General features: G+C 25.5%; 12 protein-coding genes. 8 read left to right on the top strand and 4 right to left on the bottom strand.

The features are described 5' to 3' along the window. Positions 1 to 2: 2 nt before the first annotated feature. The 8 genes from recR to ADFLV_RS08365 all read left to right on the top strand — a co-directional run bounded on the left by recR (position 3) and on the right by ADFLV_RS08365 (position 7,068). On the top strand, positions 3 to 575 hold the full coding sequence (recR, locus tag ADFLV_RS08400; protein ID WP_129010647.1) for a recombination mediator RecR: 573 nt from the start codon (positions 3 to 5) through the stop codon (positions 573 to 575). An 11-nt stretch (positions 576 to 586) separates the two neighbouring features. Continuing rightward, positions 587 to 763, top strand: coding sequence for a hypothetical protein (locus ADFLV_RS08395; RefSeq protein WP_014474327.1), 177 nt, complete (start codon positions 587 to 589; stop codon positions 761 to 763). Between the two features lie 8 nt (positions 764 to 771). Continuing rightward, positions 772 to 2,253: a sensor histidine kinase gene (locus ADFLV_RS08390; RefSeq protein WP_129010649.1), complete on the top strand. Its 1,482-nt coding sequence runs from the start codon at positions 772 to 774 to the stop codon at positions 2,251 to 2,253. A 9-nt stretch (positions 2,254 to 2,262) separates the two neighbouring features. After that, the gene (locus tag ADFLV_RS08385) at positions 2,263 to 3,189 is read left to right on the top strand and encodes a dUTP diphosphatase (protein ID WP_014474325.1); all 927 of its coding nucleotides are present in this window, start codon (positions 2,263 to 2,265) and stop codon (positions 3,187 to 3,189) included. Positions 3,190 to 3,371: 182 nt separating this feature from the next. Beyond that, a complete protein-coding gene (locus ADFLV_RS08380) occupies positions 3,372 to 4,403 on the top strand; it encodes a sensor histidine kinase (protein ID WP_041654794.1) in 1,032 nt (343 codons plus the stop codon). After that, a complete protein-coding gene (locus ADFLV_RS08375; RefSeq protein ID WP_129010651.1) occupies positions 4,400 to 5,083 on the top strand; it encodes a response regulator in 684 nt (227 codons plus the stop codon). The genes ADFLV_RS08380 and ADFLV_RS08375 overlap by 4 nt, the downstream gene beginning before the upstream one ends. 12 nt (positions 5,084 to 5,095) lie before the next feature. Next, entirely contained in the window at positions 5,096 to 6,421 is a 1,326-nt protein-coding gene (locus tag ADFLV_RS08370; protein WP_172658774.1) for a TrkH family potassium uptake protein, read from the top strand. Then, entirely contained in the window at positions 6,418 to 7,068 is a 651-nt protein-coding gene (locus ADFLV_RS08365) for a potassium channel family protein (RefSeq protein WP_129010655.1), read from the top strand. Before ADFLV_RS08370 ends, ADFLV_RS08365 begins: the two co-directional genes overlap by 4 nt. Positions 7,069 to 7,093: 25 nt before the next feature. Here ADFLV_RS08365 and ADFLV_RS08360 read toward each other — a convergent pair whose 3' ends face one another. The 4 genes from ADFLV_RS08360 to ADFLV_RS08345 are packed head-to-tail and all read right to left on the bottom strand — an operon-like array spanning position 7,094 to position 12,654. Beyond that, entirely contained in the window at positions 7,094 to 7,594 is a 501-nt protein-coding gene (locus ADFLV_RS08360; RefSeq protein ID WP_129010658.1) for a gamma carbonic anhydrase family protein, read from the bottom strand. A gap of 48 nt (positions 7,595 to 7,642) precedes the next feature. Beyond that, positions 7,643 to 10,228 carry a M14 family zinc carboxypeptidase gene (locus ADFLV_RS08355; RefSeq protein WP_129010660.1) on the bottom strand — a complete coding sequence of 862 codons (2,586 nt, stop codon included), beginning with the start codon at positions 10,226 to 10,228 and terminating at the stop codon, positions 7,643 to 7,645. A 3-nt stretch (positions 10,229 to 10,231) separates the two neighbouring features. Then, positions 10,232 to 11,728, bottom strand: coding sequence for a helix-hairpin-helix domain-containing protein (locus ADFLV_RS08350; RefSeq protein ID WP_014474318.1), 1,497 nt, complete (start codon positions 11,726 to 11,728; stop codon positions 10,232 to 10,234). Further along, positions 11,725 to 12,654 carry an ATP-grasp domain-containing protein gene (locus tag ADFLV_RS08345; protein WP_014474317.1) on the bottom strand — a complete coding sequence of 310 codons (930 nt, stop codon included), beginning with the start codon at positions 12,652 to 12,654 and terminating at the stop codon, positions 11,725 to 11,727. Before ADFLV_RS08345 ends, ADFLV_RS08350 begins: the two co-directional genes overlap by 4 nt. Positions 12,655 to 12,665 lie beyond the last annotated feature (11 nt).

Raw genomic sequence — 12,665 nt, 5'->3', positions numbered from 1 at the left:
ACATGAATAAAGGATTAGAAAAATTTTACGAACTTGTTGAAGCTTTTGAATCTTTACCAACTATTGGTAAAAAATCAGCTCTACGTCTAGCATATCATATAGTAATGAATGATAATTATTGTGGGATTAAGATTGCTCATAGTATTGAAAATGCTTTAAAAAATATCACAAAATGTTCACGATGTGGATCAATGAGTGAACATGAAATTTGTGAATTTTGTCTTGATGAGAGTAGAGATAATGAAAAACTTTGTATTGTTCAAAGTGCAAAAGATATTTTTGTTATTGAAGATTCAAATCAATTTGATGGAAGATATTTTGTAATAGAAGAGTTAGATCAAGATATATTGGATTCTTTGCAAAAGTTTATAATAGATAATAGTGTTAAGAATATACTATTTGCAATTACTCCTTCTATTGCAAATGATGCTTTTATCCTATTTATTGAGGATAAACTTAAAACTTATGATTTGAAATTTACAAAAATTGCTCAAGGTGTTCCAACAGGTGTTAGTTTAGAAAATGTAGATATTTTATCACTATCAAAAGCTATACAAAGTAAAGTTGAAATATAAAAGATTAGAGTATGGAAAAAAGAATAGTTTGTCAAAAATGTATATATTATTTTGTTACTTGGGAAGCAAATAGACCACATGGTTGTAAAGCATACGGATTTAAATCTCTTTTAATGCCATCTGTGACAGTAAAAAATTCAAGTGGTGAAACTTGTAAATTTTTTACTCAAAAAAATTTTAATACATAGTTGGAATAATGGAAAATTTTTTAGAACAAATAGAAAAAAATAAAATTACAATTATTCGAACTTGGATTTCATTTCCTATTGTTTTAGATTTAATAAAGAATAATTCAATTGATGAAAATTTATTTATTAGAAGATATGCTTTTGCTCTTATTGAACATTTTATTTTAGTTGTAAAAAAAGATGAAAAAACTGAAAAAAATTCTGCTGTTATTGATTTTTTGAAATATTTAAGAAAACAAAATATTAAAATAAATGAACTTTTTTTGCTCTTTTCTACTTTCAAAAATTCTTTAATAGAATTTGCTTTTAAATCAAAGCTTGAAACAGCAAAATTAATAGAAGAGATAGATTTTTATTTTGAAAAGATTTTTTCTGTTTTATTGGATATTTATTCAAAATCAATAGCTCAAATAGAAAATGCATTAAATAAATCAGTTGATATAGTTGATAAATATGTAATTATGTCAAGAACAGATATTAATGGTGTAATTATTAGTGTTTCAAATGCTTTTTGTAAAATTTCTGGATATGAATCTTATGAAATGATTGGAAAAACTCAAGAATTTTTCAAACATCCAGATATGAAAGCAGAATTTTTTAATGAGATAAAAAAAACTATCCAATCTGGAAATATGTGGCAAGGTGAGATAAAAAATCTGAAAAAAAATGGAGGATTTTATTGGTTAAAAACTACAATCCATCCAAATTTTGATAATGATGGAAATATTATAAGTTATGATGCTATAAATGAAGATATTAGTTTTCAAAAAGAGTTAAAAAATCAACAAGATTTACTGGTAGAACAGTCAAAATCAGCTGCACTTGGCGAGATGATTAGTATGATAGCACACCAATGGAGACAGCCTTTACAAGCAGTTTCTATTTTGATTCAAAAACTTCCTTTACTAAAAGAATTAAAGGGTGAAATATCTGATGAAATGTTAAATGATGTTGTTTCTCAAGTATCGAATCAACTTGATTATATGTCAAAAACAATAGATGATTTTAGAGATTATTTTAAACCAAATAAGAAAAAAGAAGAAGTTTATATAGAAAATGTTATAAACAAATCTATGGATTTTTTATCATATTTATTTAAAATAAATTCGATAAAAGTAAATTATAAAAATGAATCTACTTCAAAAGTAGATATTTTTTTAAATGAAATGGTACAAGTTTTTATAAATCTAGCAAAAAATTCATGTGATGCAATGATTGAAAAGAATGTTGAAAATAGAGTTATAGATATCTATAGTTATGAAAAAAATAAAAAGTTATATATTGAGTTTGAAGATAATGCTGGTGGAATAAGTGATAAGGTTATTAATAAAATATTTAATCCTTATTTTTCAACAAAAAGTAATAAAAATGGAACAGGTTTAGGATTATATATGAGTAAAACTATTATTGAACAATATAGTTTAGGTAAAATAAATGTATATAATACTGAAATTGGAACAAAATTTATAATTGAATTACCATTAAAATAGGAGTTAAGTTTGTTATATAAAGATTTTAAAGAGAGTATAAAAACATTAGGGTTTTTAAGTATTGAAGATTTTATGGTTTATGCAGGTGTTACATCAAATGATGTTTTGAGTTGGGAAGAAAAAAATGAAGTTCCATATTTAGTTTCACTAATTTTACATCTTTTAAAAGGTGAAAAAGAATTATTACCAACAAATTGGGCTTTAGATAATGTTATTGAAGAGTGTTTACCTCTTGCTTCATTACTTGAAGAAGTTTCTTCTTTCCCTCATAAACTTGAAGAGATGTTTTTATTACAAAAAAAATTAAATGATTCTACAAATGGTAAAAATTGGGAATTAGGTGTAAATAAATTTGGAAAAGAGATAAATTGGCTTAGATGTATTCATATGGAAGTGGCTGAACTTATTGAATCAACTCCATGGAAACATTGGAAAAATATCAATGCAGATCCTGATATGAACAATATTCATGTTGAGCTTGTAGATATTTGGCACTTTTTAATGTCTTATATTTTACAAGAGACAAATGTTCCAAAAGCAGTTTCTTTATCTAATACTCATTGTATCTATGAAGCAGCAACAGAAATTGATGTAAAACTTATGGTAAAAGAAGCTGAAAAATTATCTTATATTGCTTTAGCAATTGATACAGGTAATATGCCTTCATTTAGTGGAATAGAAAGATTTATTGATCAATTCTTTAGATGTTGTAAAATCTCAGGATTATCTTTTATGTGGTTACAAAAGCTATATATTGGTAAAAATTGTTTAAATCAATTTAGACAAGATAATGGTTATAAAGAAGGGCATTACATAAAAGTTTGGAATGGTAATGAAGACAATGTTGTAATGGTTGATTTATTAAAAAAAATGGAAGATGTAGGTTTTGATGACTTATATAACAAATTAAAAGAAGAGTATTCTAAAAATAGATAATTTTTCTTTATAAAATTTTTATATTTTTATGGTTCTTTTTGATTCTCTCTTTACAAGATATGAAATATAATTGACATAACAAATCCAAGAGGAGGTTGTTATGTCAACTTCAAATATTTTAATGCTTTCAATCTTAAGTGTTTTAACTTTTATTTTATTGCTAAGATTACCAAAAGCCTAAAATGAAAAGAGTATTTATTAAGTATAAAGAACATATGTATATTTTAAAAGCGTTAATAATTTTAGTAATAATTACTGGAATTAGTCATATATTCAAATTTTATTTAGATATTATAAATATTGCTTTAATTCATATAATTCCAGTTGTAGTTGTGGCAATTCATGGAAATATTAAAGCAACTCTTTTTATGACATTTTTAAGTGTTTTATGCCTAAATTTTTTATATATTCCACCTTTATATAGTTTCAATGTTAATAATGAGTTATATCTTTGGAGTTTTTTGATTTTTGGAATAGTTGGTTTAATAATAACAATGCAAGCAAAAAATTTAATTAGACAAACAAAACAAAATCAATTAAGAGAGAGTTTATTACATATAATTTCTCATGATTTAAGAACTCCATTATCTACAATCCATGGAAGTATTAATTTAATTTTATCAAATAAAAATCTTAATACAAAAAAACAAGATAGTCTTTTAGAAGATATAAATTATGCTTCACTTAGAATGAAAAGATTAATTACAAATCTTTTAGATAGTACTAGGTTATCAAATGAAAATTTTGATTTAAAATTAGAATGGTGCGATTTTGAAGATATTATTGGAGTTACTCTAAATGAATTTTCTCAAAAACAAAATGATGAAAAACTAAATATAAAAATAGATGAATTATCACTTTTTTGGGGTGATAATACACTTTTAACTCAGTTAATTGTAAATTTGCTTGATAATGCTTTTAAATATTCAAAGAGTGACACAAAAATAGATTTAGAAATAGAAAATTTAAATAATTTTATCAAAATAAAAATATTTAATGAAACAGAATTTATAGATAAAAAGAAGTTAAAAAATATCTTTGATAAGTTTTATAGATTTGAAGATACAAATGATATTTCAGGAAGTGGAATAGGATTAGCTATTTGTAAAAGTATCGTAAAGCTACATAATGGTGAGATAAAAGCAATAGCTAAAGATAGAGGAATTTTAATTGAAGTTGAACTTCCAATAGTAAAAAGAGTAAATATAGAATGAAAAATTTAATACAAATAATTGAAGATGATAAATCAGTAAAAAAACTTTTAGAGATAACTTTTAAAGAGTTTGATTTTGATTTTATTTCAAGTGAAAATAAAAAAAATGCTTTAACAATGTTCTTAAGTCATAATCCAGATTTATTGATAGTTGATTTGGGTTTACCTGATGGAGATGGAAAAGATTTTATTAAACAAATAAGAGAAATTTCAAAAATTCCAATCATTGTTTTAACAGCACGACATGATGAAAAAGAGATTATTTTAGCACTTGATGCAGGTGCTGATGATTATATAACTAAACCATTTTCAGTAAATGAATTACTTGCTAGAATTAGAGCAAATTTAAGAAGAAGCTTAAATATTGTTGATATAAATAATACATTTATTTGTGATGAATTAAAGTTAGATATAACTTCACGAGATATATTTTTGAATACTGACAAATTGAAATTAACTCCAATAGAATATGAATTATTAAAATATTTTATCTTGCATCCAAATAAAACTTTAACCCATAAACAAATACTTCAAGAAGTTTGGGGTACAGGTTATCAAAATGAAATGCAATATTTAAGAACTTATGTTAATACTTTGAGAAAAAAGATTGAAAAAAATTCAACAAGACCTAAATATATAATAACCGAACCAAGTGTTGGATATAGATTTAATTGTAATTAATAAGAAAAAATCATGCAACATAAATATGTGAAATCAATTTTTTTAGGTTATGTTATTCTTATTCTTATTGGCGCAATACTTTTATATTTGCCTATTTGTCATATAGGAGAATTAGCTTTTATAGATGCTTTATTTACATCTGCAAGTGCAACTTGTGTAACAGGTTTAATCGTAACGAGTACATCTGAGAATTTCACTTTTTTAGGAGAATTTATAATTTTGACACTTATTCAAATAGGTGGAATAGGTTATATGAGTTTAGTAATAATCTTTTTTTTATTTATAAGACAAAGTTTGAATATTGATAAAAAAAGAGCAATGAAACAATCTTTAGATTTACCAACTTTACATGTTAGAAGTTTTTTAAAAAAGATTTTACTTTTTGTTTTATTTATAGAATTAGTAGGTGCAATTATTTTAACAATACAGTTTCTTAAAAAATTCGAATTTTTAGATGCATTATGGTTTGGAATATTCCATAGTATAAGTGCTTTTAATAACGCGGGATTTTCTCTTTTTACTGATAGTTTAATGTCATATCAAAGTGATACAATTTCTTTATTGACAATAGGTTTTTTAGTAATTCTAGGAGGATTAGGATATTTTGTTTTAATTGAAATTTATGAAAACAGAAAGTTCTCAAAAAGATTTAGTATTCATACAAGAATTATGCTTTATGGAACAATTATTTTGATTGTTTCTGGAATGGTTTTATTTCTATCAATAGAATGGAATAATTCTAAAACTTTTGGAAATCTATCTTTTTATGAAAAAATATTAAATGCTTTCTTTTTATCTATAAATTTTAGAACAAGTGGATTTAATAGTATTGATATAGGAGCTTTAAAAGATTCATCTTTATTCTTCTCCACTTTGTTTATGATGATTGGAGGAGGGCAAGGAAGTACAGCCGGAGGTATGAAAATCACTACAGTTGCTATTTTAATAATTACAGTAATTTATATTCTAAAAGATAGTAATCAAGAACCAAGTATTTTTAAAAGAACTATTGAACAAAAAGTTATAAATAAAGCATTAGCAATTATTATTTTTTCTTCTTTTCTCGTTCTTTGTATCACTTTGATATTAGTTGAAACTCAAAATCTGCCTTTTGTAAAAATTTTATTTGAAGTAGTTTCTGCTTTTGGAACAGTTGGTGTTTCAACTGGAAATGGAGATATATTAAGTTTCTCTCAACAATTTGATACTTTTGGAAAAAGTTTAATTATTATTTTGATGATAGCAGGAAGATTAGGTGTTTTTGCCTTTGGAATTATTTTATTAGGAAAAGCAAAAACTAAACATTTTAAATATCCAAAAGGAAGGATTATAATATGAAAACAATAGCAGTTATTGGTTTAGGAAGGTTTGGATTTTATGTTGCAAAAAGTTTATCAAGATTGGATGTAAAAGTAATTGCAGTTGATAATGATGAAAAAAAAGTTCAAGAAATAAGTGAATTTATTGATGATGCTTATATTATTGATAGTATAAATAAACAAGCTTTAGAAGAAGTTGGTATTTACAATCTTGATACAGTGATTGTAAGTATTGGAGAGAATATTGAAGCTAGTATATTAACTGTAATGGCTTTAAAGGATTTAAATAATAAAACAATTATTGCAAAAGCAATTAATTCAACTCATGGTGAAATTTTGTCAAAAATAGGAGCTTATAAAGTTGTTTATCCTGAAAAAATAGCTGGAAGAATGCTTGTTAAAAAACTTGTTGATACAATAACAGTTGAAGAGATAGATATAAGTAATTCAATAAAAATGATAAAATTATTTGCAAATGAAAAATTTATAAATAAAAAAATTTTTCAGATAGAAAACGAGTTTAAAAATTTAAAAATAGTTTCTTATAAAAGTTCTGGAAATTGGTTTATAAATATTGATTCATCATATGAAATAAAAAAAGATGATTTATTGGTTTTTATTTGTGAAGTAAAATATGTAAAAGATTTTTTATTAAGTGTTAAATAATAGGTTTAAAACCTATTATTTATTTTTATCTATATTCATTTTTATATTCTACATAATGTCCAGCGTGAGCTATTAATTTATCAACATCTTCTTGAGTTAATTGTTTAACCACTTTTGCAGGACTTCCCATAATCATACTTCTTGGAGGAAATACTTTTCCCGATGTTACAAGTGAATTTGCTCCTACTATACTTCCTTCTCCAATTACAGCATTATCCAAAATAGTTGCACTCATACCAATCAAACAATTATCTTCAATTTTACATCCATGAAGCATAACTTTATGACCAATTGTTACATTGTCTCCAATGATTGTTTTTGTATTTGTGTCGGTGTGAATACATGATAAATCCTGAATATTTGTGTTTTTCCCAATTCTAACTTCATTAACATCAGAACGAATTACACAACCAAACCAAACTGATGAATCTTCACCAATTTGAATATTTCCTATTAAATCTGCACTTGGTGCAACCCAAGCACTTGGATGAATTTCTGGGTAAAATTCTTTAAATTTCAAAATCACAGCTCTCTCCTTAGCTTAAATTTAGAAATCATTATAGCAAAGGAAAGGCTATTTTGGAAGATATTCTAAAATTATAGGTTCACTATAATTTGGAACATTATCATAAGTAAATATTGCATAATATTTTGATATATCAATTGCTCCAAAATCATCAAACGTATATTCATCAACTCCTGCATAAAGTTTTTGTCCATCATGAGATGAAAGAGGTTTTCTAAATGGATTTTTTATTACTTTTACACCTATAAAATCTTCATTTTTAGGATTTGTCCAAGATAATTTGATTTTATTATTTTCAATAATTAAAGATACATTTGATACTTTTTCAACTGGAAATCTTCTTTTTACAATATGTTCAATTATTAGTTTAGGCTCTAAGTTCGCACTTTTTGTTTCCCAAGAAACTTTTTTGTTTTTTAAACTTTTTAATGCAGATGTTGGTTTTAAAATAAATGCGACATCTGATTTATTTTTTAGTTTTTCATTTAAAACGATTTCAGAAAATGAATCAAATATGAAATATTGAGTTTGATTATTTTTTAATTCATTTGCACTTACATCATAACCAATATTTTGGATAACTTCTCTATTTATAACTGATTCATAATTTTTTTCTAAATGTTCATCAATAAATTCAAGATGAAATCTAATATCATCTTTTAAATAGATTTTTGTAGAGTTTAGTTCAAAATAGGCTTTTGTAATCATTGTATCATTGTATGGTGGTAAAGAAGAAAGATTAAATTCGAAAATAGAATATATTTTATTCCCTTTTTCATCAAATCCAGCACTAATTTCATCTTTTTTTATTTCTGCTTTACTTAGAGTAAAAATCTCTTTTGGATACAAAGTAGTGATAGTTGGTTCTACTGTAAAAGTTAATTCTAGTCTTGGACGATAGTTTAATCCAAAACCAAATTTTCCATATCCAATATCCCATTGCATCATCTGTTTTGTTCTTCCAATTTTTAACTCTTTTGGTCCTTCAACTCTTAAAACAATAGTATCTTTTCTAATAGAGTTTTTTAAAGTTATACATTCTAAACCTGATAACTCCCAACTTCTCCAAATACCTTGTGTTAATTGAAAAGATTGAGTAGCTTGACCAATATATTGTAAAATCTGTAAATTTTCTACATCTTCAAAATTTGTTATATCGCCCATTGTATCTTGATTTACAATTCCAACATTCCATTCCCCATATTTTTCAATAGTTGTTGAAACTCTGTTTATTGGATAAAGGTTTAAAGAGGCTGATTTTATAATGGCATTTGTTGGAAGAGATTTTACATTTATTGAAATAATTGCATAGGAAATACCTTTGTCATCATCAACTCCAACAAATAAAGAGTTTACTCCAAAGTGTTTAGGATTGTTGTTTAGATTTTCAGCAACATAACCTGTTCCTTTTGCATTTGCATAGTAAGTTCTACTGAATTCATCATATTCAACTAAAGTTCGCACCTTTATTTGTGGACAAAATGGCGATTTTTGATTTGTTTTTTTATTTACGGCTCTTATGTTGTAATAATAGTTTTTATTAGAAGTCAGATTTATATCATTGAACTCTAAACTTTTTGTTTTTGTTATTAGGTTTGAAGAGTTGCAGAATTGTTTATCTTTTATACTTCTAAATATTTCAAAATATATATTTTCATTTACTTCATATTCCCATTTTAGAGTCACGTGATTTGATCCAATATGAGTAATATTAAACTCTTCAACTCTCTTTACAAATCTATCTTTTGCATAGTTATCAGTCTCTTTTAAAGCATAAATAAGTGCAGGAATATGTTCTTTGATATTTTCACTTAAATCTTGCATATAATCACTGATATTTCTAGTTCCTACCTCAACAACAGTTGCAATAATTCCTAAAGAGTAATAAAACTCCCTGCCACTTCCACCTATTAGTTTTGCAGGTGGTTTCCCTTGATGTATTCCATATTCACGAGCAGATATTTTTCTTATCTCTTCTGCCATATTTGCACATAAAGTATTCATATCTGTTGTATCAAAAGTATCTTCATGTCTGAAATCGTGTGCTGGGAAAAATACATTTCCTTGGCTATGATAATCAAGTGCAATAGTAATATTTGGATGGGCTAAAACAAAATCTCGTAAGGCCTTAGTTTCTGGTTCACTAAAAGCTTCACAACCTCCATAAACATTTGAAGTTGTAGTAGTTGTTTTATTGAAGCCTATAGAAAAATTTCTATTTAAATCAACTCCATAAGTTCCGTCTGCATTTTGTCTTCTATTTTTTCTCCAAAATGAAAAGTGATTTCTTGAGTATTCAAAACCATCAGGATTAGCACAAGGTACTATATAAACGGTACTTTCATTTAGATAAATTTGTAGCATGGGATCTGTTTCTAAATTTTTTAAAATATATGTCACAAACTCTATAGCTAATTCATGTCCAATCCACTCTCGAGCATGAATAGTTCCTGTATAGAAAAGTGCTGGTTTTATATGGGCTGTTTGTATATTTTTCGAAATGGTTATTAGATATATCTCTCTTTTTTCCCAAGTTTGACCAATAGATTCTATTTTTAGATTATTTGGATATTTTTTTTGCAAATCAAAAAAGATATCTGTTGAATCTTTATATGATCGATATAACCTTTTCAAAATTTATTCTCCAACTTTTAATCTTGATTTTAATTGGGCAAACTTATTTTTTCCAATTCCTTCAATATTTTTTAAATCCTCTATACTTACAAATTTCCCAATTTTTTCTCTATAATCAGAGATAATTTTTGCTAATTTATTTCCAATTCCTTTGATTTTTTTCAAATCTTCTTTATTAACACAATTAATATCAATTCTCATATCATCAATATGCTCTTCCCAAGATTTTAACATTTGCTCATCTATTGATTCAAGTTCAAGTAAATCAGAGCAATCAGTGATGATGTTATCTTGTAAATATTCTTTAATTTCAATTGCTAAATCCTCCTCCATTCCATAAAGTGTCATCAAATCTGTTAAACTAGCTTTGTTAAAATCTATTTTTTTTACCATAAATTCTTGTTCATTTTGATTTTGTTTATCTATTTGTATATTTAAATCTTCTACATTTGTAAATGGCATATCAGATTCTTTTGATTCATCAGTCATTTCCATTTCAAAAATATCTTTTTTATCTTTTACAAATCTTTCTCCATCATAACTTTGTGTGTATTTACCAAAAGTGATGTTTCTTAGAGTTCTTAAAAGTGATGAATCAATTTTTCCTAACTCTTCCCAAGAAAATAGGGGAATATGTGGTTTTGGATATTTTCCTTTTGAAAAATCCCACATTAAATATTGACAAATCCAATCTCTAATATATGGAAAAGCAGCAAATGCCGTAGCACACTCTAATATATAAGCTTTATTTGTGTTTTCATCAATAGCTATATCACAAGCAAAATATTCAGCTTTAGAAGCTTTAGAAGCATTAACTGCAAGTTCTAAAGCATTCATTGGAACATTTTTATATGACATTGAACCACCTTGAGAAGTATTTGTAATCCATTGATTTTTTCCTGAATATCTCCAAAATGCACAAACTGGTTTATGCCCAATTAACATAACTCTAATATCTCCTGAATCTTTTAGTTTAATTGCATTTTGTGTATAGATTGGATTATATTTTTTTAATTCAAGTAATTCTTTTGCTTCTTGAAAGTTATTTGCTTTATGTACATAATATCCACCATAATTTGATGGTCCATAACTTCTTTTTATAATTTGTGGATAGTTTGCTTTGTTTTTTAAGTAATCTAAACCTTTTTCCATATTATAAAAGATTTTTGTTTTTGGAATTGATAGATTATATTTTTTACAAAAAAGCGTTACATTTTCTTTTGATTTATTTGGAAATTGGCTCTCAATTGAAGGAACAAATCTAACATTTGGCAATTCTTTTGCAATTTGTACAAAAGTATCGTAAGCAGTTGCAGGAATATTTCCAACTAAAATATCAATCTTTTTTTTCTTTACTTCTTTTATAAATCTTTCTTTATCATTTTTCCAATGATAAACAACTGATTCAATTTTGTCACTCCAACCTTTGAAGTTTGATTTATCAAAGAATCTTAAAACATAATCTAGATATAAAAGTCCAATCTTCGGTAGCTTTTTCATTTTATTTCTCCTTTGTTTAATGCTTTCCTATCTATTAAATCAACAATTAAATCAATTTTTTTATCATTGAAATTAAGACCTAATTTTTCTTGTTCAGGTGTAGCAAAAGCAGGTATTCCATTTACTTCTAAAACTATGTATTCCTCTTTTTTTCTATCATAAATAATATCAACTCCTGCGATATCAAGTCCCAAAACTTCTGTTGCTTTGATTGCTAGATTTATTATCTCTTCATTTGGTTCTCTTAAAAATACACTTCCACCACTTGTGATATTTGTTTTCCAATGTCCAACGGCTGCTTTTCTTCCATAACAACCAACAAATTTACCATCAACAATATCAATTCTATAATCAGTATTATCGTAATCCACATATTTTTCCACATAGAAATATTTAAGATTTATTTGATTTAAAAAAGGAATTAACATATTTAAAGCTTCAACGCTATCTATTTTAGTAACTCCAATTCCTCCCCAACCATCAGTTGGTTTATAAACCATTTTGTTCCATTTTTTCATAATAGTTTCTAGTCTATAAGTTTCATCTTTATTACAAAGTTTATAATCAGCAGTTCTGATTCCATGTTTTCTTAAAAAAAATGATGTATGAAATTTATCTTCACTTATTTCAAAAGCTTCATAAGAGTTAATCATAGGAATGATTCTATTTAAGGCTTTATATAAATATACTTGATAAGGAGTTTGTTCTCCTGCGTTGTAAGAGAAAAACAAATCAAGTTTATCAAGTTTTAAATTTTTATTTTTCATTTCATAAAGGATATGACCATTTTTAGCAATTGCATCTTTTAGATTGATATTTGTTATAGTATCAATATCTCTTTCTTTTAACTTTTTAATCATCTTTTTTTGAATAACATCTCCACCACTATTTTGATAAAGCCACATACCAATATTTCTTTTTGCCATAATTTCCCCTT

It is taken from the genome of Arcobacter defluvii, from assembly GCF_013201725.1.
GTDB lineage: Bacteria > Campylobacterota > Campylobacteria > Campylobacterales > Arcobacteraceae > Aliarcobacter > Aliarcobacter defluvii.
Note: the sequence above shows the minus strand (reverse complement) of the source record. Positions and strands in the feature narration are given on the sequence as shown.

Bases quoted from the DNA above. Each gene is read 5' to 3' on its own strand.
- recR (WP_129010647.1), top strand. From the start codon at position 3: ATGAATAAAGGATTAGAAAAATTTTACGAACTTGTTGAAGCTTTTGAA.
- ADFLV_RS08395 (WP_014474327.1), top strand. From the start codon at position 587: ATGGAAAAAAGAATAGTTTGTCAAAAATGTATATATTATTTTGTTACT.
- ADFLV_RS08390 (WP_129010649.1), top strand. From the start codon at position 772: ATGGAAAATTTTTTAGAACAAATAGAAAAAAATAAAATTACAATTATT.
- ADFLV_RS08380 (WP_041654794.1), top strand. From the start codon at position 3,372: ATGAAAAGAGTATTTATTAAGTATAAAGAACATATGTATATTTTAAAA.
- ADFLV_RS08375 (WP_129010651.1), top strand. From the start codon at position 4,400: ATGAAAAATTTAATACAAATAATTGAAGATGATAAATCAGTAAAAAAA.
- ADFLV_RS08370 (WP_172658774.1), top strand. From the start codon at position 5,096: ATGCAACATAAATATGTGAAATCAATTTTTTTAGGTTATGTTATTCTT.
- ADFLV_RS08365 (WP_129010655.1), top strand. From the start codon at position 6,418: ATGAAAACAATAGCAGTTATTGGTTTAGGAAGGTTTGGATTTTATGTT.
- ADFLV_RS08350 (WP_014474318.1), bottom strand. From the start codon at position 11,728: ATGAAAAAGCTACCGAAGATTGGACTTTTATATCTAGATTATGTTTTA.
- ADFLV_RS08345 (WP_014474317.1), bottom strand. From the start codon at position 12,654: ATGGCAAAAAGAAATATTGGTATGTGGCTTTATCAAAATAGTGGTGGA.